The sequence below is a fragment of the Salmonella bongori NCTC 12419 genome, assembly GCF_000252995.1.
GTDB classification, from domain to species: Bacteria; Pseudomonadota; Gammaproteobacteria; order Enterobacterales; family Enterobacteriaceae; genus Salmonella; species Salmonella bongori.
Genome location: NC_015761.1, coordinates 1,961,572 through 1,985,368 on the forward strand (window position 1 = coordinate 1,961,572; position 23,797 = coordinate 1,985,368).

At 47.4% G+C, this 23,797-nt stretch carries 27 protein-coding genes and 1 tRNA gene; 18 read left to right on the forward strand and 10 right to left on the reverse strand.

Going from position 1 to position 23,797, the window contains the following annotated elements; all coding sequences use genetic code 11:
* Positions 1-14 precede the first annotated feature (14 nt).
* The 10 genes from fliJ to rcsA all read left to right on the forward strand — a co-directional run bounded on the left by fliJ (position 15) and on the right by rcsA (position 6,778).
* Positions 15-458 (forward strand): flagellar export protein FliJ, encoded by a 444-nt coding sequence (gene fliJ / locus SBG_RS09295; protein WP_000046983.1) that lies wholly within the window; start codon positions 15-17, stop codon positions 456-458.
* Positions 455-1,681 carry a flagellar hook length control protein FliK gene (gene fliK, locus SBG_RS09300; protein WP_000631653.1) on the forward strand — a complete coding sequence of 409 codons (1,227 nt, stop codon included), beginning with the start codon at positions 455-457 and terminating at the stop codon, positions 1,679-1,681. Before fliJ ends, fliK begins: the two co-directional genes overlap by 4 nt.
* 104 nt (positions 1,682-1,785) lie before the next feature.
* Complete coding sequence (fliL, locus tag SBG_RS09305; RefSeq protein ID WP_000132165.1) at positions 1,786-2,253, forward strand: flagellar basal body-associated protein FliL; 468 nt, start codon at positions 1,786-1,788, stop codon at positions 2,251-2,253.
* A gap of 4 nt (positions 2,254-2,257) precedes the next feature.
* On the forward strand, positions 2,258-3,262 hold the full coding sequence (gene fliM / locus SBG_RS09310; protein WP_000502811.1) for a flagellar motor switch protein FliM: 1,005 nt from the start codon (positions 2,258-2,260) through the stop codon (positions 3,260-3,262).
* Positions 3,259-3,672 (forward strand): flagellar motor switch protein FliN, encoded by a 414-nt coding sequence (gene fliN / locus SBG_RS09315; protein ID WP_001282115.1) that lies wholly within the window; start codon positions 3,259-3,261, stop codon positions 3,670-3,672. Before fliM ends, fliN begins: the two co-directional genes overlap by 4 nt.
* The gene (gene fliO, locus SBG_RS09320; RefSeq protein WP_000978519.1) at positions 3,672-4,055 is read left to right on the forward strand and encodes a flagellar biosynthetic protein FliO; all 384 of its coding nucleotides are present in this window, start codon (positions 3,672-3,674) and stop codon (positions 4,053-4,055) included. Before fliN ends, fliO begins: the two co-directional genes overlap by 1 nt.
* A complete protein-coding gene (fliP, locus tag SBG_RS09325) occupies positions 4,055-4,792 on the forward strand; it encodes a flagellar type III secretion system pore protein FliP (RefSeq protein ID WP_001253731.1) in 738 nt (245 codons plus the stop codon). The genes fliO and fliP overlap by 1 nt, the downstream gene beginning before the upstream one ends.
* 9 nt (positions 4,793-4,801) lie before the next feature.
* On the forward strand, positions 4,802-5,071 hold the full coding sequence (fliQ, locus tag SBG_RS09330) for a flagellar biosynthesis protein FliQ (RefSeq protein WP_000187355.1): 270 nt from the start codon (positions 4,802-4,804) through the stop codon (positions 5,069-5,071).
* Positions 5,072-5,079: 8 nt separating this feature from the next.
* Positions 5,080-5,874, forward strand: coding sequence for a flagellar biosynthetic protein FliR (gene fliR / locus SBG_RS09335; protein WP_000614816.1), 795 nt, complete (start codon positions 5,080-5,082; stop codon positions 5,872-5,874).
* Positions 5,875-6,154: 280 nt separating this feature from the next.
* Positions 6,155-6,778 carry a transcriptional regulator RcsA gene (gene rcsA, locus SBG_RS09340; RefSeq protein WP_000103976.1) on the forward strand — a complete coding sequence of 208 codons (624 nt, stop codon included), beginning with the start codon at positions 6,155-6,157 and terminating at the stop codon, positions 6,776-6,778.
* 38 nt (positions 6,779-6,816) lie between these two features.
* Here the strand turns inward: rcsA and dsrB are convergent, their stop codons facing one another.
* Positions 6,817-7,011, reverse strand: a complete 195-nt coding sequence (gene dsrB, locus SBG_RS09345) for a protein DsrB (protein ID WP_024135045.1) — start codon at positions 7,009-7,011, stop codon at positions 6,817-6,819.
* Between the two features lie 128 nt (positions 7,012-7,139).
* Between dsrB and yodD the strand changes: the two genes are divergently transcribed.
* Both yodD and SBG_RS09355 read left to right on the forward strand, forming a co-directional pair.
* On the forward strand, positions 7,140-7,367 hold the full coding sequence (yodD, locus tag SBG_RS09350) for a YodD family peroxide/acid resistance protein (protein ID WP_000844802.1): 228 nt from the start codon (positions 7,140-7,142) through the stop codon (positions 7,365-7,367).
* A gap of 309 nt (positions 7,368-7,676) precedes the next feature.
* Positions 7,677-8,492 (forward strand): mannosyl-3-phosphoglycerate phosphatase-related protein, encoded by an 816-nt coding sequence (locus SBG_RS09355; RefSeq protein WP_000948781.1) that lies wholly within the window; start codon positions 7,677-7,679, stop codon positions 8,490-8,492.
* Here the strand turns inward: SBG_RS09355 and dgcQ are convergent.
* From dgcQ to SBG_RS09370, 3 genes are all read right to left on the reverse strand, one after another.
* Positions 8,471-10,177: a cellulose biosynthesis regulator diguanylate cyclase DgcQ gene (dgcQ, locus tag SBG_RS09360; RefSeq protein WP_001119843.1), complete on the reverse strand. Its 1,707-nt coding sequence runs from the start codon at positions 10,175-10,177 to the stop codon at positions 8,471-8,473. The two genes, SBG_RS09355 and dgcQ, sit on opposite strands and share 22 nt — an antisense overlap.
* 176 nt (positions 10,178-10,353) lie before the next feature.
* Complete coding sequence (locus tag SBG_RS09365; RefSeq protein WP_024135046.1) at positions 10,354-10,539, reverse strand: YodC family protein; 186 nt, start codon at positions 10,537-10,539, stop codon at positions 10,354-10,356.
* Positions 10,540-10,616: 77 nt separating this feature from the next.
* The gene (locus SBG_RS09370; protein WP_086935872.1) at positions 10,617-11,534 is read right to left on the reverse strand and encodes a DUF808 domain-containing protein; all 918 of its coding nucleotides are present in this window, start codon (positions 11,532-11,534) and stop codon (positions 10,617-10,619) included.
* Positions 11,535-11,702: 168 nt separating this feature from the next.
* On the opposite strand from SBG_RS09370, the gene yedA reads away from it, so the two are divergent.
* The gene (yedA, locus tag SBG_RS09375; RefSeq protein ID WP_001212258.1) at positions 11,703-12,623 is read left to right on the forward strand and encodes a drug/metabolite exporter YedA; all 921 of its coding nucleotides are present in this window, start codon (positions 11,703-11,705) and stop codon (positions 12,621-12,623) included.
* Here yedA and SBG_RS09380 read toward each other — a convergent pair.
* The 4 genes from SBG_RS09380 to drpB form a co-directional block, all read right to left on the reverse strand.
* Positions 12,612-13,082, reverse strand: coding sequence for a very short patch repair endonuclease (locus SBG_RS09380; RefSeq protein ID WP_000785979.1), 471 nt, complete (start codon positions 13,080-13,082; stop codon positions 12,612-12,614). The genes yedA and SBG_RS09380 overlap by 12 nt on opposite strands.
* The gene (locus SBG_RS09385) at positions 13,063-14,493 is read right to left on the reverse strand and encodes a DNA cytosine methyltransferase (RefSeq protein WP_001157335.1); all 1,431 of its coding nucleotides are present in this window, start codon (positions 14,491-14,493) and stop codon (positions 13,063-13,065) included. Before SBG_RS09385 ends, SBG_RS09380 begins: the two co-directional genes overlap by 20 nt.
* A 72-nt stretch (positions 14,494-14,565) precedes the next feature.
* Positions 14,566-15,261 (reverse strand): phosphohydrolase, encoded by a 696-nt coding sequence (locus tag SBG_RS09390; protein ID WP_000377054.1) that lies wholly within the window; start codon positions 15,259-15,261, stop codon positions 14,566-14,568.
* Between the two features lie 137 nt (positions 15,262-15,398).
* Positions 15,399-15,665, reverse strand: a complete 267-nt coding sequence (gene drpB / locus SBG_RS09395) for a cell division protein DrpB (protein ID WP_000107442.1) — start codon at positions 15,663-15,665, stop codon at positions 15,399-15,401.
* 647 nt (positions 15,666-16,312) lie between these two features.
* On the opposite strand from drpB, the gene ompC reads away from it, so the two are divergent.
* Positions 16,313-17,503, forward strand: coding sequence for a porin OmpC (ompC, locus tag SBG_RS09400; protein WP_001080687.1), 1,191 nt, complete (start codon positions 16,313-16,315; stop codon positions 17,501-17,503).
* Between the two features lie 1,492 nt (positions 17,504-18,995).
* The gene (locus SBG_RS09410) at positions 18,996-20,885 is read left to right on the forward strand and encodes a DUF4116 domain-containing protein (protein WP_001136611.1); all 1,890 of its coding nucleotides are present in this window, start codon (positions 18,996-18,998) and stop codon (positions 20,883-20,885) included.
* Between the two features lie 432 nt (positions 20,886-21,317).
* On the opposite strand, the gene SBG_RS09415 is transcribed toward SBG_RS09410, so the two are convergent.
* Positions 21,318-21,869, reverse strand: coding sequence for a hypothetical protein (locus tag SBG_RS09415; RefSeq protein WP_000579577.1), 552 nt, complete (start codon positions 21,867-21,869; stop codon positions 21,318-21,320).
* A 140-nt stretch (positions 21,870-22,009) separates the two neighbouring features.
* On the opposite strand from SBG_RS09415, the gene SBG_RS23130 reads away from it, so the two are divergent.
* Entirely contained in the window at positions 22,010-22,270 is a 261-nt protein-coding gene (locus SBG_RS23130; protein WP_024135049.1) for a hypothetical protein, read from the forward strand.
* A 20-nt stretch (positions 22,271-22,290) separates the two neighbouring features.
* On the forward strand, positions 22,291-22,452 hold the full coding sequence (locus tag SBG_RS23135; RefSeq protein ID WP_231845624.1) for a hypothetical protein: 162 nt from the start codon (positions 22,291-22,293) through the stop codon (positions 22,450-22,452).
* A 323-nt stretch (positions 22,453-22,775) separates the two neighbouring features.
* On the opposite strand, the gene SBG_RS09425 is transcribed toward SBG_RS23135, so the two are convergent.
* A tRNA-Ser gene (locus tag SBG_RS09425) sits at positions 22,776-22,865 on the reverse strand.
* Between the two features lie 93 nt (positions 22,866-22,958).
* Between SBG_RS09425 and mtfA the strand changes: the two genes are divergently transcribed.
* A complete protein-coding gene (mtfA, locus tag SBG_RS09430; RefSeq protein ID WP_000598928.1) occupies positions 22,959-23,756 on the forward strand; it encodes a DgsA anti-repressor MtfA in 798 nt (265 codons plus the stop codon).
* Positions 23,757-23,797 lie beyond the last annotated feature (41 nt).

Sequence of the window (23,797 nt, forward strand, 5' to 3'; positions counted from 1 at the left end):
GGAGGGCGACGATCATGGCACAACATGGCGCTCTGGGAACACTTAAAGATTTGGCCGAAAAAGAGGTGGATGATGCAGCACGTTTACTGGGCGAAATGCGTCGCGGCTGCCAGCAGGCGGAAGAACAACTCAAAATGCTGATCGATTATCAGAATGAGTATCGCAGTAATCTGAACACCGATATGGGCAAAGGCATCGCCAGTAATCGCTGGATCAACTACCAGCAATTTATTCAGACGCTGGAAAAAGCGATAGAACAGCATCGCCTGCAACTTACACAGTGGACGCAAAAAGTCGACCTGGCGCTGAAGAGCTGGCGTGAAAAAAAACAGCGTCTTCAGGCCTGGCAAACCTTACAGGACCGACAAACCGCGGCAGCGTTGTTAGCTGAAAACCGCATGGACCAGAAAAAGATGGATGAATTTGCTCAGCGTGCAGCAATGAGGAAACCCGAATGATCACCCTGCCCCAACTGATCGCTACCGATACCGATATGACCGCAGGTCTGACGTCAGAAAAAACTGCCGGTTCAGCCCAGGATTTTCTGGCGCTACTGGCGGGAGCGTTAGGCACAGATGGCGCACAGGGTAAAGACGCGCGCATCACGCTTGCCGATTTACAGGCGGCGGGGAGCAAATTGCAAAAAGGGTTATTGACCCAACATGGCGATCCGGTTCAGGCGGCGAAGCTTGCCGACCTGCTGGCGCAAAAAGCGCATACGGCGGATGAAACGTTAACGGATCTGACGCAGGCGCAACATCTCCTGTCTACGCTAACGCCATCGTTGAAAACCAGCGCCCTGGCCGCATTGAACAAAACAGCGCAGCAGGATGAGAAAACGCATGTCCTTAGCGATGAGGATCTCGCCAGTCTGAGCGCCTTATTCGCCATGCTGCCCGGTCAACCTATCGCAACGCCTGCCGCCGGAGAAATACCGGCTGAAAATCACATCGCTTTACCATCGCTGCTACGCGGCGATATGCGATCTGCGCCACAGGAAGAGACGCATACGCTCTCTTTTAGCGAACATGAAAAAGGGAAAACGGACGCAACACTGGCGCGTGCCAGTGACGATCGCGCCACGGGACAATCACTGACGCCACTGGTCGTCGCGGCAGCGGCGACCAGCGCGAAAACAGATATTGACAGTGCGCCCTCCCCGGTAATGTCAGGCGCGGCACTGCCGACCCTCAGCAGCGCTACGGCGCAGGCGCAACCGCACCCTGCCGCGTCCGCCCCGGTACTCAGCGCGCCATTAGGCAGCCATGAATGGCAGCAGGCCCTCAGCCAGCAGGTCACGTTATTTACGCGTCAGGGACAGCAAAGCGCACAGCTGCGGCTGCATCCGGAAGAGTTAGGCCAGGTGCATATTTCGCTCAAGCTGGATGATAACCAGGCGCAACTCCAGATGGTGTCGCCGCACAGTCATGTCCGCGCCGCTTTGGAAGCCGCCCTGCCCATGTTAAGAACTCAACTGGCGGAGAGCGGGATTCAGTTAGGCCAAAGCAGTATCAGTAGCGAAAGTTTTGCCGGGCAACAGCAATCGTCATCGCAGCAACAACAGCCTGCCCGCGCCCAACACGTGGACACGTTTGCCGCTGATGATGATGCCGTGTTAGCCGCGCCAGCCTCACTTCAGGCTACCGCGCGCGGCAATGGCGCAGTGGATATCTTCGCCTAACGCCAGAGGTAGCATGATTATCCGCGTCTTTTCCACGCTTTGTCGTGGACAGGACACGGGATAATCAGCCAATAAGCAGTACCGAAACAGGAAGCCCGTATCAGATGACAGACTCCGCGATTAACAAAAAGAGCAAACGCTCGATTTGGATACCTTTGCTGGTGTTGATTACCCTCGCCGCCTGCGCAACCGCAGGTTATAGCTACTGGCGTATGCAGCAGCAACCGGCCACGCACGCTAAAGCGGAGCCACCACCGCCGCCCGCGCCGGTATTTTTTGCGCTGGATACGTTTACCGTCAATCTTGGCGAGGCGGATCGCGTGTTGTATATCGGCGTTACCCTGCGTCTGAAGGACGAAGCGACGCGTGCGCGACTGAATGAATATCTACCGGAAGTACGCAGCCGTCTGCTATTGCTATTTTCCCGCCAGAATGCCGCCGAGCTCTCAACACAAGCAGGCAAACAAAAACTGATTGCCGCTATTAAAGAGACGCTGGCCGCGCCGCTCGTTGCCGGACAACCAAAACAGGTCGTCACCGACGTGCTTTATACAGCTTTTATTCTGCGGTAAAGATATGGGCGATAGTATTCTTTCTCAGGCTGAAATCGATGCGCTGTTAAATGGCGACAGCGACACCAAAGACGAACCCACTCCGGGTATCGCAAGCGATAGCGATATTCGCCCTTACGATCCCAATACCCAGCGTCGCGTCGTGCGTGAACGTTTGCAGGCACTGGAGATCATTAACGAGCGTTTCGCACGCCAGTTCCGGATGGGATTATTTAACCTGCTGCGCCGCAGCCCGGATATTACCGTGGGCGCTATACGTATTCAGCCGTATCACGAATTTGCGCGTAACCTGCCGGTACCGACCAACCTGAACCTTATCCACCTGAAGCCGTTACGCGGCACCGGGCTGGTGGTGTTCTCGCCGAGTCTGGTGTTTATTGCCGTTGATAACCTGTTTGGCGGTGATGGCCGCTTTCCGACCAAAGTCGAGGGCCGCGAGTTTACCCATACGGAACAGCGTGTCATCAACCGCATGCTGAAACTGGCGCTGGAAGGCTATAGCGACGCATGGAAAGCCATTAATCCGCTGGAAGTGGAGTATGTGCGTTCCGAAATGCAGGTAAAGTTTACCAATATTACCACCTCGCCGAACGATATTGTCGTCAATACGCCATTTCATGTAGAGATAGGCAATCTGACCGGTGAATTTAACATCTGTCTGCCCTTTAGCATGATCGAGCCGCTGCGTGAACTATTGGTCAACCCGCCGCTGGAAAACTCGCGTCATGAAGATCAGAACTGGCGCGATAATCTGGTACGCCAGGTTCAACACTCTGAACTGGAGCTGGTGGCGAACTTTGCCGATATTCCGCTGCGTCTTTCTCAGATTCTGAAGCTGAAGCCCGGCGATGTACTGCCGATTGAAAAACCCGACCGCATTATTGCTCATGTGGACGGCGTGCCCGTACTCACCAGTCAATATGGCACCGTAAACGGGCAGTACGCGCTACGCGTAGAACATTTGATCAACCCAATTTTGAATTCGCTGAATGAGGAACAGCCCAAATGAGTGACATGAATAATCCGTCCGATGAGAATACTGGCGCATTGGATGATCTGTGGGCTGACGCATTAAACGAGCAAAAAGCGACCACCACTAAAAGCGCCGCCGACGCGGTTTTCCAACAGCTTGGCGGTGGCGATGTCAGCGGCGCTATGCAGGATATCGATCTGATTATGGATATCCCGGTCAAATTGACCGTTGAACTGGGCCGCACGCGAATGACCATTAAAGAGTTGCTGCGCCTGACGCAGGGGTCAGTCGTCGCGCTGGACGGGCTGGCGGGCGAGCCGCTGGATATTCTGATTAACGGCTATCTGATTGCCCAGGGTGAAGTGGTCGTCGTGGCGGATAAGTACGGCGTACGTATTACCGATATTATTACGCCATCCGAGCGTATGCGTCGTTTGAGCCGTTAATGATGAAGACACAGGCCACGGTTTCTCAACCCGCCACGCCAGCTACGTCGCCTCTTATTCAGGTGAGCGGCGCGTTGATTGGCATTATTGCGCTCATTCTGGCGGCAGCCTGGGTGATTAAGCGTATGGGATTCTCCCCAAAAGGAAATAGCGCGCGTGAACTCAAGGTATCCGCCTGTGCCTCGCTCGGCCCGCGCGAACGCGTGATAATTGTTGAGGTCGAAAATGCACGTCTGGTACTGGGCGTGACCGCCTCGCAGATTAATCTGCTGCATACCCTTCCTCCTGCGAAGACAGATACGGATGCAGAAATGTCTGTGTCCCCACAGGCAGACTTCCAGAACATGATGAAAAGCTTAATCAAGCGTTCCGGGAGATCCTGATGCGCCGTTTAGTATTTCTTTCTCTGGCGAGTTTGTGGCTTTTCAGTCCTGCCGCCGCTGCGCAGTTACCAGGGATTATCAGCCAGCCGTTAGCGGGTGGGGGCCAAAGCTGGTCGTTATCTGTCCAGACCCTGGTCTTCATTACCTCGCTGACATTCCTGCCGGCGATTTTACTGATGATGACCAGTTTCACCCGTATCATCATTGTCTTTGGCCTGCTGCGTAATGCGCTGGGGACGCCCTCGGCGCCGCCAAACCAGGTGCTGCTCGGACTGGCGCTGTTTTTGACCTTTTTTATTATGTCGCCCGTTATTGACAAGATTTATGTGGACGCTTATCAGCCCTTTAGCGAGCAAAAAATCTCAATGCAGGAGGCGCTGGAAAAAGGCGCGCAGCCGTTACGCGCATTTATGTTACGCCAGACCCGCGAAGCCGATCTGGCGCTATTTGCCCGGCTGGCCAATAGCGGTCCATTACAGGGACCGGAAGCCGTACCGATGCGTATTCTCCTGCCCGCTTATGTCACCAGCGAATTAAAGACGGCGTTTCAGATCGGTTTTACGATTTTCATTCCATTTTTGATTATCGATCTGGTGATCGCCAGCGTCCTGATGGCGTTAGGGATGATGATGGTGCCGCCTGCAACTATCGCCCTGCCGTTTAAGCTCATGCTGTTTGTCCTGGTCGATGGCTGGCAGTTGCTGGTAGGGTCGCTGGCCCAAAGCTTTTACAGTTAGAGGCGTAAAATGACTCCAGAATCCGTCATGATGATGGGCACCGAGGCGATGAAAGTCGCCCTTGCTCTGGCTGCGCCACTATTACTCGTCGCGCTGATTACCGGCCTCATTATCAGTATTTTACAGGCGGCGACTCAGATCAATGAAATGACGCTGTCGTTCATCCCCAAAATCGTCGCTGTCTTTATCGCCATTATCGTTGCCGGTCCGTGGATGCTTAACCTGCTGCTGGATTACGTACGCACATTATTCAGCAACTTACCTTATATCATCGGATAAATAAGGCGATGATACAGATCACCAGCGAACAATGGCTATACTGGCTAAATCTCTATTTCTGGCCCCTGCTGCGTGTACTGGCGCTGATTTCAACCGCGCCGATTCTCAGCGAGCGTGCAATTCCCAAGCGGGTAAAGCTGGGGTTGGGGATAATGATTACGTTCGTCATCGCGCCATCTCTACCGGCAAACGATACGCCGCTGTTTTCTATTGCCGCCTTATGGCTGGCAATGCAGCAAATTCTGATCGGCATTGCGCTGGGATTTACCATGCAATTCGCCTTTGCGGCAGTGCGTACGGCTGGTGAGTTTATCGGTTTGCAAATGGGGCTTTCCTTTGCCACCTTCGTCGACCCGGGCAGTCACCTCAATATGCCGGTACTGGCACGTATTATGGATATGCTTGCCATGCTGCTGTTTCTTACTTTTAATGGTCATCTGTGGCTTATTTCGCTACTGGTCGATACCTTTCATACCCTGCCTGTCGGGAGCAATCCGGTTAACAGTAACGCATTTATGGCGCTCGCCAGGGCCGGTGGACTCATTTTCTTAAACGGATTAATGCTGGCATTACCGGTCATCACTCTCCTGCTAACACTTAATCTGGCGCTGGGGCTATTAAATCGCATGGCGCCGCAGCTATCGATATTTGTTATCGGCTTCCCGCTCACGCTCACCGTTGGCATTATGCTTATGGCTGCGCTTATGCCATTAATTGCGCCGTTTTGCGAACATTTATTCAGCGAAATTTTCAATTTGCTTGCTGATATTGTCAGCGAAATGCCCGTAAATAATAACCCATAATATTTATCCTGTTTTACTAAGGTTTATCTGAAAATAAATTTTAAAAACACCGACCAGGATATATCCGCCGCAGCTTATTTGTTTTTACTTCACTCACATAACACAACATTCACTTTACTTTAAGATGATTCCTGGCAAATTATATGTAACTTTACGGGATAGTAAGTTCGCCTGAAAAACGGTGTAGGTGTTGTCTAAGGTGACTAGTCATGTTCCGTCTGATTATGGTGAGTTATTCAGGTAAGGGGAATTATCGTTACGCATTGAGTGAGGGTATGCCATGTCAACGATTATTATGGATTTATGCAGTTACACCCGGCTGGGGTTAAGCGGGTATCTGGTCAGTAGAGGGGTGAAAAAAAGGGAAATCAACGATATCGAAACCGTTGACGAACTCGCTATCGCTTGTAGCGCGCATCAACCTTCGGTGGTGTTTATTAATGAGGACTGTTTTATTCATACGCCTTCAGACAGTCAAAAAATAAGGCAAATCATTAATCAACATCCTGATACGTTATTTATTGTTTTTATGGCAATAGCTAACGTGCATTTTGATGAATATTTGTTAGTAAGAAAAAACTTATTGATAAGCTCAAAATCGATTAAACCTGACTCGCTGGATGTCATTCTTGGCGATATTCTGAAAAAAGAGTCTGGTATTTCAGGCACTATAAATTTACCGACGTTATCTTTAAGCCGAACTGAATCCAGCATGTTACGAATGTGGATGGAAGGCCAGGGAACCATTCAGATTTCTGACCGGATGAATATTAAAGCAAAAACGGTATCCTCCCATAAGGGTAATATTAAACGAAAGATAAAAACGCATAATAAACAAGTTATCTATCACGTAGTGCGGTTGACAGATAACGTCACCAACGGCATTTTTGTTAACATGCGATGAGATACCCGGACTGGCGATGCACCTCCAGTCCGGCTCAATTAGTCCTGCAGCGCCTTCTCAACGAAAATGCCGTCCTGGTGACCTGACTCATTAAAGAACCAGATGCCGAGCGGGTAATCTTCCAGCGAAACCAGGTACATAGTGCCTTCACTAAATTCTTCCACTGCCAGTACCACGCCCGGTCGACGTGGCCCGCCGTCCGTTTTAACTGTTACCCGATCATTGACCTTCATCATTTTCCTCCTGTCGCTTTGTGCCAGTGTAGAACAATTTTCCGCGTCTAGCAGCGCCTTGCAGGCGTGTTTGCTGGTTTTCTCGACGGTCTATACTTAGGCTGTCAGGAACCTGCGAGGTAGTGAAGATGAAAACGGCAAAAGAGTACAGTGAGACGGCCAAGCGCGAAGTCAATGTCGACGTTGATGCGCTGCTGGCAGCGATCAATGAGATTAGCGAGAGCGAGGTTCACCGCAGCGAAAACGATCCTGAGCGGGTGAGCGTTGACGGACGAGAGTATCATACATGGCATGAATTAGCCGAAGCGTTTGAGCTCGATATTCATGATTTTAGTGTAACGGAAGTAAACCGTTAAAAAAGGCCGAAAAAAATCCCGGCCCTACGGGCCGGGATCAAACTTGCTTATGCAAGAAGCACTTGAAAATTCGTTACACCAGGAAATCTGATGTGAGATTTACCTTATCTGCAATTTTTTTGCATGACAAGTAAATATTTTTTACATGAATGATTAAGCACGCTAATAGTTTGGTAGCAAAAGTGTGACAACGCATGTGCTGCCTGGAAGCGACGGGATCGATTCCAGTTAGCATTCGATTTCTTCCGGATGTGCTTTAGGATTTTTCCTGGAAATAAGCCCGCCGTTGCAACGGAAAATGAGGAAAAAATGCTCTCAATCCATGACCCCTTGCTTATTTTTACCGATCTGGACGGCACGTTGCTCAACAGCCATACCTTTGAGTGGCAACCTGCGGCTCCCTGGCTTACGCGCCTGCATGAAAACGGCGTTCCCGTCATCCTCTGTAGTAGTAAAACTGCGGCTGAAATGCTGCAGCTCCAGACGACGTTAAATCTTCAGGGACTACCGCTGATTGCGGAAAACGGCGCGGTGATCCAACTGGACGCGCATTGGGAAAAACATCCTGGTTATCCCCGTCTGACAGCGGCTATTTCTCACAGCGAAATCCGTCTTGTTCTGCATAAATTACGTGAAAAGGAGCAGTTTAAGTTTACCACTTTTGATGACGTCGACGATCAGGTGATAAGCGAATGGACGGGGCTAAACCGGGCCCAGGCCGCGCTCACCCGGTTGCATGAGGCGTCGGTATCACTAATCTGGCGCGATAGCGATGAACGCATGGCGCAGTTTGCCGCCCGCTTACATGACCTGGGATTACAATTTGTTCATGGCGCGCGTTTTTGGCATGTACTGGATGCCTCCGCGGGTAAAGATCAGGCCGCCAACTGGCTGATTGAAGAATATCGTCGGCAATGGCACACCCGCCCCCTGACAGTGGGACTGGGCGACGGCCCCAACGATGCCCCGTTGCTGGATGTAATGGATTATGCTGTTATCGTTAAAGGGCTTAACCGCGAAGGCGTACACTTACGTCATGACGAGCCCCAGCGCGTCTACCGTAGCCAGAATGAGGGGCCAGATGGCTGGTGCGAAGGCATGGACTATTTCTTTTCCCGCTCCTGAGCCACGTCGCTGGCGCAGATACGGTTACGTCCGGCCTGTTTTGCGTAATAAAGCCGTTTGTCGGCCAGCGACTGCAACTGCTCAAAGTCATAGTCACCATACTCTTCCGAGCTGCTTATCCCCAGTGACGCGCTGATACGGAGTGTCGTGCATTTTGTGACCAGAATCTCTTTGTCATTAATACGCTGGCGTATGCGTTCAGCAATGTGCAGCGCCTGCGCCTTTGTTGCACCAGGCAGGACGATACAGAACTCCTCGCCCCCGACCCGTCCAGCAATATCATGCGAACGGATGGTGCTGCCAATCAATCCGCCGGCATGGGACAGCACACGGTCACCCGCCTGATGACCAAAGCGATCGTTGACGCTTTTAAAATAATCTAAATCCAACTGTATCACTGAAAAAGGCTGCCTGGATTCCCGGTAGCGCTGTGCCAGCCGACGCGCTTTTTCAAACAGCGCGCCGCGATTATAGAGCCGCGTCAGGGGATCGTGCCATGCCTGCCATTGCAGCGAGTTTTGCAGGACAAACATGTTACTGACCATATGTCGAATAACGCCCCAGGAAATAAGCAGCATCGCAGTAAAAAGCACCCATAACAGCGCAAGCGCGATACTAATACTGCCAAAATTCCCTTGTACGCCCTCACGCAGCGTATGCACGCGCAGCAGTACGCCATCAAAATGATCCAGCCGCTCCCAGCTCACATAACGCGTACCTAAACGCAGCCCTCCCTGAGTATCGTTTTTTATTTCATGCGACAGTGAGGCTCGCTCACGTTCATTGAGGGCCTCGGTGTGTTGTTCCGGTGTGGAACTTGCCAACAGATGAAGATGATTATCATAAAGCTGATACTCCCCTTCACTGTCCTTTTCGGTTGCGTCGCGCAAAAACTGCTGTAATGAGGCGACGGGGATGTCCATTGCCAGTACGCCATACCAGTAATGTGCATGATCCAGCGGCAAACTGGCGGTCACTTTTTCTGGCTCGTCAAAATAAGGTTGCGCCGAGGTGAACCACTGCACGCCACGCTGCGGGTTGCGCCGTTGACTTTGTGCAGTGAACCAGGGTTGAGTCACGTACTGATAATAGCGAGATATAATATCGCTGCCATATATCGTGGGAAGGGTTGAGAGGTAAAATCCAGAGCGAGAAACATACACGGTTTCCCGCGTCAGCATGGCGGATGACTGCGCCAGACGCGCCAGATACCCCAACTCCAGCGTGGCGGTTAATTCGTTTGTCAGGTCGCGATTATCCCGTGAAAGCAGCGTCGTTTGAGCGACAAATTGATCGGAGACGCCATATAACGGCAACGTCCGCCGCTTATCCAACTCCAGTTGCCAGAAGCGGCTGCCACGTCGCTGCTCAAACTGCGTTACCGCACTTTGCAATGCGGCAAAATCCAGCGGCGCCACCAATGCTTCATGCATACCGTTACGCAAAAAGATCAGTCTGTCCATATTGAACTGGAGTTGCCTGTCGAGGGCATTAGCGACGCTGCCCAGATGATTGCGCTGGCTGGTAATATAAGCCTCTGTCAGTACGATCACTTCCCGCCAGGTCAGCAAGGTCGAGAAAAGCATAACGATCAGAAAACAGACATTCACAACATGACCAGGACCAAAACGCCGCGCCAGCTTTTTAAGCCAGCCTTGATTGTCCAACTGTGTTTCGTGCGGCACCCTACAACTCCTGATGATTATGGCTTCTTACTACACCCCTGATGACTGACCGTCTTTAAGCGTTTATTAAGAGATACCACTAAATTCTGGCATAACCTGAACCTGATAGCAGCATGTGGCAGAGCGACGACGATGTTTCTCCACAGCAAAACGCCCGGCGCTAACCGGGCGTTTTGTCATCGGGCTTCGTCGCGCACGTACCTTTCCTTTCCAGGTACGAGCTCATTCTCATGGAATGCCTCTCGCTTTACGCCAAACCCGTCATACCAGCGGCATTCTACCATTCCGCTGGAATAACCGGTGACGATCATCCGGGGTCCGCCCTCTTTTACGGTGACTTCCTCACTGACAGAAAAGACCATACCTGCCTCCTGTATCAGATGAAACGTTTTCACCTTAGACGAGGATGAACAATTTTGCATAATTCATTGCAGAAAAATCAGTGCGAAATACCCCGCAGTTTCGCCACGCTTTTCACCAGAGCTACCACAATAGCGCCGATAATAAAGCCGAACACCAGATTAAGCAGGCCAGGAAGCGTATACGCTATGAAGGCGCTCTGCTGCTGTGCAAAATGCTCGATCGCGTGGTGTAGCGGCGCGATACCGTGTACGACAATCCCGCCGCCGACTAAAAACATCGCCAGTGTACCGACAATGGATAACGCCTTCATTAACCAGGGCGCGGTAATCAACAGACCTTTACCGACGCCCTGCGCCAGCACGCTGCGCTTTTCTGCCAGCCAGTATCCCATATCGTCCAGCTTTACAATGATACCAACCAGGCCATACACACCAACCGTTACTATTAACGCAATTCCTGCCAACACCAGCACCTGGTTAAGCAGCGGCGCTTGCGCGACAATCCCCAGGGTAATGGCCACAATTTCAGCAGAAAGAATAAAATCGGTACGTACCGCTCCCTTCACTTTATCTTTTTCAAAGGCCAAAGGATCTTGCGCAGCCAGCGTCTCAAGGCGTTTTTGCCGCGCCACCGGGTCTTCTTTATGTTTTCGCGTTTCAAAGGTATGGAGGACTTTTTCTACTCCTTCAAAACAGAGAAACGCGCCGCCCAGCATTAACAATGGCGTGATGGCCCACGGGATAAAGGCGCTTATCAGCAGCGCCAGCGGTACCAGAATAACCTTATTGATTAATGACCCTTTCGCGACACCCCATACCACTGGCAGCTCGCGGTTAGCGCGGACGCCCGTGACCTGCTGCGCATTGAGCGATAGATCGTCCCCCAATACGCCAGCGGTTTTTTTTGCGGCCAGTTTGCCCATTACCGAAATATCGTCCAGCAGTGTGGCAATATCATCGAGTAACGTCAGTAAGCTACTTCCTGCCAAAATGATTCCCTCTGTCTTTTCTTCTAAAACGTTAAGTATGTAACAAAACGCGCTATGCCGAAACCGATGGCCCCGGTCAACGCCTTTTTCCGCAAAAAGGATAATTATAACGCTCGCCAGCATAATAATTTTGACGTTAACTATATCCACCCTTTTTATTTCATGTGAGAGCTTATGCGTTTCAGGCAGTTACTACCTCTTTTTGGCGCGCTTTTCGCCTTATATATCATTTGGGGGTCGACCTATTTTGTCATCCGGATAGGCGTTGAAAGCTGGCCGCCGCTAATGATGGCGGGCGTACGTTTTCTCTCGGCGGGTATTCTGCTCATGGCGTTTTTATTACTGCGAGGCGAAAAACTTCCGCCGCTGCGCCAGACCGTTAACGCCGCTCTGATCGGTCTATTACTGTTGGCGGTCGGTAACGGTCTGGTCACGGTGGCGGAACATCAAAACGTCCCCTCGGGCATTGCCGCAGTGGTGGTTGCCACCGTCCCGTTGTTTACGCTGTGCTTCAGCTACTTTTTTGGCATTAAAACCCGCAAATTAGAATGGGCAGGGATTGCGGTTGGCCTGGCCGGTATTATTCTGCTGAACAGCGGCGGCAATTTAAGCGGCAATCCATGGGGTGCGATTTTGATCCTGATAGGGTCTATGAGCTGGGCATTTGGCTCCGTGTACGGATCACGCATCGTTTTACCTGTAGGCATGATGGCTGGCGCGATTGAAATGCTGGCGGCGGGCATTATCTTACTGTGCGCAGCGTTTCTTTCCGGCGAAAAACTAACCTCTCTACTTGACTTGTCAGGTTTTTTAGCCGTCGGTTACCTGGCCCTTTTTGGTTCTGTCATCGCCATTAATGCTTATATGTATTTGATTCGTAATGTCAGTCCGGCACTGGCGACCAGCTATGCTTATGTGAATCCGGTCGTCGCCGTGTTGCTTGGTACCGGCTTAGGCGGCGAGAAGCTGTCACCTGTTGAATGGACGGCACTGGGCGTGATTGTGTTTGCCGTGGTACTGGTGACACTGGGCAAATATCTGTTCCCTGCCAGAACGATGGTTACACCATGTAATACGGAAGATTCACGCCAGTAGATGAATACCCTGGGTGTCGATCTGCGCGCTGGTGCCGCCGCCGCAGATCCACTCTTCCAGGCGCTCCGCCAGCGCCGCGTCGCTCAGTTTATCTTTCCCGCGTAAGGCGCACTCCCAAACAATCAGTACCCGCCAGCCAAGCGCCTGCAAGCGCTGAATATCGCGCGCATCACGCTCAACATTTTTACCGATTTTTTCCAGCCAGAACGCCGTACGCGTGGCGGGTACTTTAAACAAATAGCAGTGATGATGGTGCCAAAAACAACCATGCGTAAAAATCACGCACTCATAGTCATTCACCACAAAATCCGGTTTTCCTGGTAATGTCGCGTCCTGCGTATGAAACGTAATCCCTTGCGCGCTTAGCAGACCGGCAAGGCGTTTTTCAATGGCTGTATCGCGGGTCGCTATCGCACGCATATTTTTACTGCGCGTTGCTTTATCGTGAACGTCCGCCATCTACCGCCTCTCTCTGGCGCAGCGCTACCGCCTGGTGAATTTTGGGTTCCAGTAGTTTTGCTACCGCTGTAAATACCGGCACCACCACGGAATTGCCAAACTGACGATAAGCCTGGGTATCAGAGACGGGGATCCTGAACCGGGACATTTGTGGCGCCTCAAAACCCATTAAACGCGCGCACTCTCTCGGCGTAAGTCTACGGGGACGATGTTGTTGATTGTCAGGATCGTCGAAATTTACTTCGCCTGTCGCCATATCCCAACCACGATCGATCAGAATTTCGGCGCCATCTTTGTAGTAGCGTGCAGATAGCGTACGCGCCACACTATCTGGATTGTCAGGGTAGACCATGCCATAACCAAAACCATTTCCCCGCGCCTGATGCTTTTTCGCATAGCGATATAAATATTTCCACAGCACCGGCGTCAGGATATATTTGGCGTCGACCACTGGTTCCAGTAATTCCGCCAGGGTCGGACGGCGCGGTGGATAACAGCGGATGATATTGCGTAGCGTAAAATCGGTTTTCAGATTCAAATCGCGGCGGAACCCTACCAGCACAATACGCTCCCGGTGCTGGGGAAGAAAATGCTGCCCATCGATAATCTTGGGATCGTCCGGGCCATTGTCAGCGGCATCAGCAACGTCATATCCCAGTTCATCGAGCGTTTGCATAATAATACGGAAGGTTTTGCCCTGATCGTGACTTTTAAGATTCTTCACGTTTTCCAGTACGAACAGCGCCGGGCGGCAGGCGTCAATGATTCTTACGACATCGAAAAATAACGTTCCCTGCGTCTCACAGGCAAAGCCATGGGCGCGGCCCAGCGCGTTTTTCTTTGACACCCCCGCCAGAGAAAATGGTTGGCAGGGAAAGCCCGCCAGCAGAACATCATGCTGCGGAATATGCTGGCGAATATGCTCCGCCGCCTCATTATCGCTGACCCCTTCCCGGTGGCTTAGCGTAATATCACGGATATCTTCATTAAAGTTATGCTGCAACGGATCGCAAAAGTAGTTCGCTTTATACGTACGTACCGCGTGTTTATTCCATTCACTGGTAAATACACACTGTCCACCTATCGCTTCAAATCCGCGGCGAATACCGCCGATGCCAGCGAATAAATCGATAAAACGAAAGGCATACTGGGGGTGATGGTCCGGCGGCATTGGCAATAACGTTTTAAGACTGGCGAACTCGTTGTCGCTCAAACGATGCCATGCTGCGTTCATCATCACGCGTTTTAAAATGGCCGGACTCCAGTGATGCTCGCCAAGGCCGTTAAGGTGCGCCACCAGCGTTTTAACATCATAGATTTCCAGCAATTTACTCAGCATCGCCTGAATCTCGTTGCTGGCATCATCGGTAATGGGGCCCCGGGCGTGTGTCACTGAAAGATTTTCCTGCATACATTTAACCGGACAAAAGTTATTGGCAACAGACTAACATAAAATGAAGCAGTTTACGTTTCAGCGACAAGGTTACTGATACGTAGCAAAAGTATGGATCACTGCCTGATCCAGCGTTTCATAGTCGCCTTTCAGTTCCGCGCTCAGTTTTGCCATGTATGACACCAGAAAATCCGCATTACGCTGCGCCAGATATTTACCCCGTTCAGTCTGCATCGTCAGCGGCAGTTTCAGTAGTTTGGTTTGAAAATGATCGAGTGCGAATTGCTTATCATTAAGCGGCCGTCTGTCAGCAAAAGGATCGTCAGCGGCAAACAGCGCGACGCCCAACGCGCCGGAGACCGCGAAGACACGCGCCAGGCCAATGGCGCCTAACGCTTCCAGTCTGTCCGCATCCTGCACGATTTTGGCCTCTGGCGTAATGGGCGCAATATGCGCGCTGAAGCTATGCGCTTCGATAGCATGGCAAATAGCTGCCAGTTTTTCCGGTGGAAAGTCAGGAAAATCGTGCTGAAAGATACGCCGGGTTTCTGCCGCCGCCAGAATGGAAGATCGATGCCGCTGCGGATGATTTTTCGCCAGGCTAACAATGTCATGGAAATAACATGCCGATAACACTACCAGCCAGTCAACGTGACTATTTTCACCGAGCGTTTGCGCGGTCGCCCAGACGCGACGGAAATGGAAAATGTCATGAGCGGCATCCTGCTCTCGGTGGTGGCGACGTAGCCAGTCTTCAAACTGCGATTGCCAGTATCCTGAATCCATACACCCTCTTTTAGCAGACCACGTTTATGATATGCCTGAGCACATTGTCCGCTATCCTGGCATACCCTCAGCCACTTTACACCCCGACCTGATAGCGCGCTTCTGGCCTGACATTGCCGTCACGCATCATAGAGAAATCAGTTGGATTGCTGACGGGGCCGGGTGTACCAGGCAATACCCGCCAGAATAAGCCAGACCACTCCCAGCGATAGCGCGTTAAGCAATCTTTCTGTTGCGCTGCCGGGGATGCCATTTGGTCCATGAACAGGTTCGTTTTGGACAGTAGACATTAACCAGACGCAACGCGTCATCGCCCAGATAAAATAGCCGCAAAAGGTATAAAAAACCCATAACGCTAATTTACCTCCCAGGCTGCGGGTGGCTTTCTCCTCCCTGGTACTCAAACTTTACTCCGTTTCTGTGATGTAAGTCATATGTCACTAATTACATTATAATGTGACATTAATCACATTTCGATATGAAGACGCCAACTGTACCGGATCTGGCTATTCATTTCACAAATAATTTGATCTCAGGCAATTTTATGCTTAGGGCCGAACCCGCTGTTAAATAAGGCGACTGTAAATGAACGACAACCTAATGCTGAATAATATATAAATGAGGTGACTTATTTTCATACGTCGCGATAGCGTTTTATTTTATTGACATTACATGTCAAAATGATCTGGTTATTAGCCTTTTATCATTTATTTTTCTATTACCCTCATTGCCGGCAGTGATGCCGGTTTTTTTTATCTTTTTTGTTATTAAATTATGTAAAACATATAGAAAACAAATAATATCCATAACAGGAATTATTGATGAAAAAACAATAACTCATTGATAAAAAATGATAATTATAGAATATATATCTTTATCAACTTATATTAAGTGTATTATAAAAACCCAAATAGAAACAAATTGAAATATTTTAAATACATTTGTTACATGTTATTTTTTAAATTAAATGAACTTAATGGAATAGTATCGATATGTAGTTTCCTGGAGTAACTACATATTCATATAAATTATTATCACAAGGGAATACATAATGAACAGAAAAGTTCTGGCACTGCTTGTCCCGGCATTATTAGTGGCAGGCGCAGTAAATGCGGCTGAAGTTTATAATAAAGATGGCAACAAACTTGACCTGTACGGCAAAGTTGATGGCCTGCATTACTTCTCTGACGATGCAGGCAGCGACGGCGACCAGTCTTACGTCCGTTTTGGCTTTAAAGGCGAAACACAGATTAATGATATGCTGACCGGTTATGGCCAGTGGGAATATAACGTCCAGGCAAACGGGACTGAAGGCAGTTCAGGAGACAAAGGTGACTCCTGGACCCGTCTGGGCTTTGCCGGTCTGAAATTCGGCGAATACGGCTCTTTCGATTATGGCCGTAACTATGGCGTCATCTACGACGTGGAAGCCTGGACCGATGTGCTGCCGGAATTCGGCGGCGACTCTTATACCCAGACTGATGTCTACATGCTGACCCGTACAAACGGTGTCGCCACCTACCGTAATACCGACTTCTTCGGTCTGGTGGACGGTCTGAACTTCGCGTTGCAGTATCAGGGCAATAATGAAGGCAATGGTTTTGGCCAGGAAGGCTCTGGTAACAGCGCAAATCGCAAGTTGGCCAAAGAAAATGGCGACGGTTTCGGCATCTCTACCACCTATGACTTTGATTTTGGTTTAAGTCTGGGTGCAGCCTATTCAAGTTCTGACCGTACCGACGCCCAGGTTGCTCGCGGCTATGGCGACGGCATGAATGAGCGCAACAATTATGCAGGTGGTGAAACTGCCGAAGCCTGGACCGTGGGCGCGAAATACGACGCCTATAACGTTTATCTGGCGGCTATGTACTCTGAAACCCGCAATATGACCTATTACGGCGGCGGCAATAGCGAAGAAAACGGCGGTATCGCTAACAAAACGCAGAACGTTGAAGTGGTCGCCCAGTACCAGTTCGACTTCGGTTTACGTCCTTCCATCGCCTATCTGCAGTCTAAAGGCAAAGATTTAGGCGGCCAGGAAGTCCACCGCGGCAACTGGCGTTACACCGATAAAGATCTGGTTAAATACGTTGATGTCGGCATGACCTATTACTTCAACAAAAATATGTCCACCTACGTTGATTATAAAATCAACCTGCTGGATGAAGATGACGAGTTCTACTCGAACAACGGTATCGCAACCGATGACGTTGTAGGTGTCGGTCTGGTCTACCAGTTCTAATCTTTTTATGTTATTCAAGCCCGCGTCAGCGCGGGCTTGCCATACAGCGCTGCATGTATGCCTCCTCTAAAAGACAGGCAATAAATAGCATTCCTCATCCGTAACGTAAATTATAAACAGAGCCAATAACCCAATGGTCCCCCCAGCCATGCATACGGGCATGTTTGACCCGCGCATTGTTGGAGACTTTCGCCTGCGCCCAGGCAGGCTATTGCCAATACTGGCGTTGACGCAGTAGCGATTATTAGTGTAAAAATAAATAATAACAGCTGACGGTTAATATGTTTCATAATATTCACCTCAAACAAAATAAAGTCATACTCCCCCATCTCTACGGCCCCTCACCATTAAGGCTAGTCTGTTTTTCAACCTCTATAAACTTATCTGAATAGTATTGATTAACGATTGAAAATAATAATAAGCACTACAATCACAAAGAATGAATTTCGTATCATCTCTATTTGCATCATTTATCAGAAACAGTGTTAAATTAATGACAACTTGTAACAAAGGCTAGTATCAGCGGTACTCCTCCTTGTCATAAAAGCGTAGAGAAGGAGCAGGTAGTCATTCAGATAAAATCTCAACAGAAAATTGATGATAAGCGTGGCACCAGTAGCTATCTGGCGTTAATTTTTCTCATTTTTACTTAGCGGGATTTAGAGCACTGAGGAGGTATACTATTACCGCTTGAATTGTGGCGAAGAGAGAGATTTGTCCCCCGGTGAAGTTGCCCACACTCCGTTTTTCAAGATCGAAGAAAATAGCATAAAACCAAACATATGATAAAAATCGAATTTTCACCTCATTTTATCATCCCCAAATCAAGAACCTACATATTCCCTGCGGTCTTATTTTCTAACGTAATTTTATGCCCTTATCAGGCTTGTCACACCTTAAAAATAAAAATCAGATACAGATATGGAAACACACGATGAATCGATTTATAAAAAACATAGTATTTGCCATCAGCAATCCTTATATTAATTTTACTATAATTCCTTTGCTCCTTTTATTTTAAAATTCGCAACGCCTGGCCATCACCCTCAAAAAAATTATACTTATAACGGATTACTTCTCTGAAGCTGTATGATTTTGATAACTATTAGTTACAGATTGCAAGGTAGTTGATGAGAAAATGACGTCTTTCAAACGAAAGTGTATTTTGCTAATCAGACATAAAAAGGTAAAACAACATGCAAAATGGACATTTTTTGAAAGTGATATTAATGAATTTTCTGTATATAACCGGTTGATTATATGGATAACTTAAAAACAAAGCATCACGTTATTCCCGATATCACCAAAACTATATTGAGCCATTTTTAAATTAAATATCATTCAACATGTCCTGATAAGGAATCTTAATGAAGATACCAACAAGTAAAATTAGTTTCACTAAACAAGTTCATGAGATAAATCACATGCCTAAAGAGCAAAAAAAAAAGCAAAGAAATTAGCTCATAACATATTTAGTGTTCGGAATACAAGCATGCCACAAAGAGTAAGTTACAAACTGTCTAATTCCCTTTCAGTTGAATTATCTTTATCAAAAAAAATCACAGAATTGTTTCATATAAAAAATAAAGATGAGTTTAATAAATCAATAGCCGTTGTCAAAAACAGTACAGATGAAAGCAATGCCTTAACAAAAAATTTTCAAGTTAATTATGTTGAAGATGCAGCTTCCCGAGTCATTACAGCATTTATACGTAAAAATATTAGCGACAACGCATATAATTATATGTTTACTTCTGGCACTTCATGGAAAGGTGTACCCGAAATGTATCAAGCAAAAGGCCTGGAGTTAATGAGGAAAATTTCAAAAGAAAACATCAGCAATCTTCGTAAAGAACTACAGTCACTGGATCATGATGAAAAATCTTTTTTAGATTCGATTTTAACAGTCAAACTTCGTGCCACACATGCTTCTAATGCTAATCTCGAAAATGAGAATGGTGTATTAGGTATTTATTCCAGAAAATTGCTAATTAAAAAGCACATCCCCTTTCCGGAAGAAAACTCAACAAGTAAAGATATTAAATTTTTATCTAATGACGATTTCGTTTTCTTCTCTCTTGAACCCGGGGAGGATTTTAAGAAACCCTCAAGCCGATTTGGTTCCAGCATTTACTCCATAGATATTAATACACCTGTATTTGAACAAGTTTCCTGTATCAGTCTTTATGATCAAGTTACTAAAGAAACGCCTAATCCCAGTAAATATATTCACGGAATTAGTCAAAAAGCGGCCAGGATCCTACAAGAGAAAGCACCATCTATATGTGAACTTATGTTTTTTGGAAAAGAAATGAGGGTAGGACTAGGATTATATCTTTTAAAAAGAATTAGAATGATACCTGATAATGACAAGCAAAAGATTCTTTCTATGAAAAGCGAACAGGAATTAAATAATGTCATTAATGGGATTTTAAGACCCGAGATAAAAGTTCCTAAATATTTTTTTAGCAAAGAATATACTACTGCGATCTTCGACGGTAACGGAGGTTTTCTGGATCCTAAAAAAATAAACAATAAAGAATATATGCTGGATAAAGTAGCGAAAAATTACAAAGTATTAGCTCACGCTTCCGAGAACTTAAAAAATGATTATGACATAGCATTGTCAGCAGTTAGTCAGGGAGGAACCGCTATAATGAGCATTTCCGACAAACTAAAAAAAAACAGAGAAATCATTATGGCGGCAGTCAAAACATCAGGTAATGCTTTAAAATTTGCTGATAAAAAGTTTAAAGATGATAAAGAAGTGGTATTAGCAGCAGTTCAACAATCAGGTGAATCTTTAAAATTTGCTTCTACGAGATTAACAAAAGACAGGAGTATTATTCTTGCAGCAGTAAAATCATCAGGTATAGCTTTGAGATATGCTAATGAAAAATTTAAAGATGATAAAGAAATGGTATTATCAGCAGTTCAACAATCAGGTGAGGCTTTAAAATTTGCTTCCGAAAGATTAAAAAATGACAGGGATATCTTATTAACAGCTGTTCAACTGTCTGGTGCGAGTTTACTATATTTCCCCAATAAATTTCGAGATGATAAACAACTTGTCTCAATTGCAGTTCAAAATAATGGCATTCTATTGCAACATACATCAGATAGATTAAAAGATGATGAAGATGTTGTGAAAAAAGCTGTGCAAGGACATCCCGCTGCATTGTTATTTTCTTCTGACAGATTAAAAAATGATATGGACACTGTACTTTTTGCAGTAAAACATCACGGAAAAGCATTACAATACGCGTCAAAAAGTTTAAAAGACAATGATATTATCGTTTCTGCGGCGATAAATAATGATAAGAATGCGGCTAAGTATGCTTCGGATAGAATAAAAAAGGCATTAATCTTAAATAATCTGTAAAATTACAGGGCTGAATCCGTCCCGGCGTACTGATATGATAGTATCGGGAACTTACATTCAGCCCATATCACTAATTTGATAAAACGTTGTATCAGTGATGGCAACAGAAATCCCCGGGAGGATGAAGCCAGAATTAACCCACTGGCTATCACCTGCAACATTTAAAATCATGCTTCGCATAAAATTTATAAGCATACCTTCAAACCTGAGAAAATCGCACATTATTTTCAGTGAGTTATGCCGCTAATCTGTCTCCTTTTCTCATCATTTTTTCAAATAAAAGGGACCAACACTCATTGGGGCGAAAACTCACGTTAAGCAATGATTTCTTCCTCTGAGGCCTCTTTTAACGGCCTCTGATATCATTTAGTACCAGATAATAAATCTTGTCTGGTATTGACATATTAAATACATTGACTGGCACAGCTATTTTTAAGTAGCCATATTAAGACGAATATTCCATATTGAATTAAACTGATTAATCATAACGGGATCCAGCACAGTAATCTTCATATCAGATCCGACTCTAAGTCCGGTTGCATAGTTAGTAGAATCAAGAGGAGTTTCAGAATCAAGGAATTGATGAATATATTCTGCCCCTCTCTTGGTTAAAGAAGAATCAAGATTTAATTCAATTAATTGATCTCTAGGGTTTTTATTGCATATATCAATTGATTTTTCTTTAGCTTTTCCATCTTCAACCATATTATATATGGCAGTAACTGCCATGCCTAAAGAGCTGAATCGAGCATTCTGGCTAGTATGTGATTTAGTATCTGCAACAGATGCCAGCAGGGGATTGTTTTTTACATCTCTGTATAGAGATAGTTCTTTGTTGATAATACGGAAATCATAACTGGTATTTTTTACACTAATAACAGACCCCGTTATCTGATTTTTCAAGGTTTTTTGGGGTTGTGTGCCATTGTTATGAATAATTTGATTATTAAAAAAACCAGGTGGCGTATAAATTTTACCTATCATATTGTACCTTTTTGAGGTTATTTAAACCAACTGATACTAGCAGTAAAATGTCCTTTAACTCTTTCAAAAAACAATCTTTTTAGACATGCTCGTTTTAGTTGACCAGTACAGCCATTAAACCGGAGGATATCCGGCGCTATATGGATGTTACAGGTAAGAAACGCTACGCCCAGGCCAATCATGAACGTAGTTCAATGCCTCAGGTTTACCGTTGGGGCTATCAACGCGGCTTTGCTCCCGGTAATCCACGCGTGAACATGGATAAATCTCCAAAACCTCAAAAAGATCGGTGTATCACAGACGGAGAGGACCTGGTCATTTATGAAAACGCCTCAGGTCCTGTTAACGCGGCAATGGAAATTGCTTACCTCTCTGCGCCGCGAGGGTTTCCGATATTCTGAAAATGGCCTGGAATCAGATTATGGATAAAGGAATTTTCATCCGACAAGGCAAAACTGGTGTAAAGCAGATGAAACCATGGAAAAAACGTTTACGGGCAGCTGGGATTTATGCAGGTCGTGGGGTGAAGATGGAGCCGTTATCAAAACTATGTCTGGGGAAAAATATTCATATAACGGTTTGAACGACGCCTGGAGGAAAGCGAGAATGGCAGCAGCAACAAGCTGAGTAAAGCACTTGGCTGCACTTTCCCTGATCTGAAAGGGAAAGGCATTTCAGACTATGAGAGCACCGGTCGAAATAAACAAAAATTCAGTGACCATAAAACAGAATCTCAGGTTTTTGGTTTATGATAGGAAGGTAAAAATTAACCCTACATTGAACAGAAAAGATGTGATTTTGAGCGTAGCGCCGGGTAGGTATCTGGCGTTAATTTTTCTCAGATGATTCATTTTTTCTCAACGGGACATGGGTCACTGACATGAAGTATGGTAAGTGTTTGAATGGTGGCGGAGAGAGGGGGATTTGAACCCCCGGTGGAGTTGCCCCCACTCCGGTTTTCGAGACCGGTCCGTTCAGCCGCTCCGGCATCTCTCCGTATTGTATGTTGCAATGATGCCAGGTAATTTGGCATTTTAACAGACCCTGTTCGGGTAATTTTGTTCAAGTGACGAGTTTACGAGCAAAACGATGATTAAGTGGCCCTGGAAAGCACAAGAAATAACCCAGAACGTAGACTGGCCCTGGGATGATGCGCTAGCGATTCCTCTTCTGGTAAACCTCACCGCGCAAGAAAAGGCCCGGCTCATTGCGCTGGCAGAGCGTTTTTTACAGCAAAAAAGACTGGTAGCACTACAGGGCTTTGAGCTCGACTCATTGAAAAGCACGCGTATTGCCTTGATTTTTTGCCTGCCGATCCTGGAGCTTGGTATCGAGTGGCTTGATGGTTTTCATGAAGTACTCATTTATCCCGCCCCCTTTGTTGTCGAAGATGAATGGGAAGATGATATAGGGCTGGTGCATAGCCAGCGTGTCGTACAATCGGGACAAAGCTGGCAACAAGGCCCCATCATTCTGAACTGGCTGGATATTCAGGATTCGTTCGATGCTTCTGGTTTCAACCTCATTATTCATGAGGTTGCACACAAGCTGGATATGCGTAATGGCGATCGCGCCAGCGGCATTCCGTTCATCCCGTTGCGCGATGTGGCTGGCTGGGAACATGACCTACACGCCGCAATGAACAATATTCAGGATGAAATCGATTTGGTCGGCGAAAGCGCCGCCAGCATAGATGCTTATGCCGCCACCGATCCTGCAGAATGTTTTGCTGTCCTGTCAGAGTATTTTTTCAGCGCGCCAGAGCTATTTGCCCCACGTTTTCCGGCACTATGGCAGCGTTTTTGCCAGTTCTACCGTCAGGACCCGTCTCAGCGCTTACGGGCAAACCCGGGCGAGGGAGACAACAATGTAGAATCAGAACATTAATCCCCCACTTTGTGGGTTAATTAACCAGTTGAATTGACGCG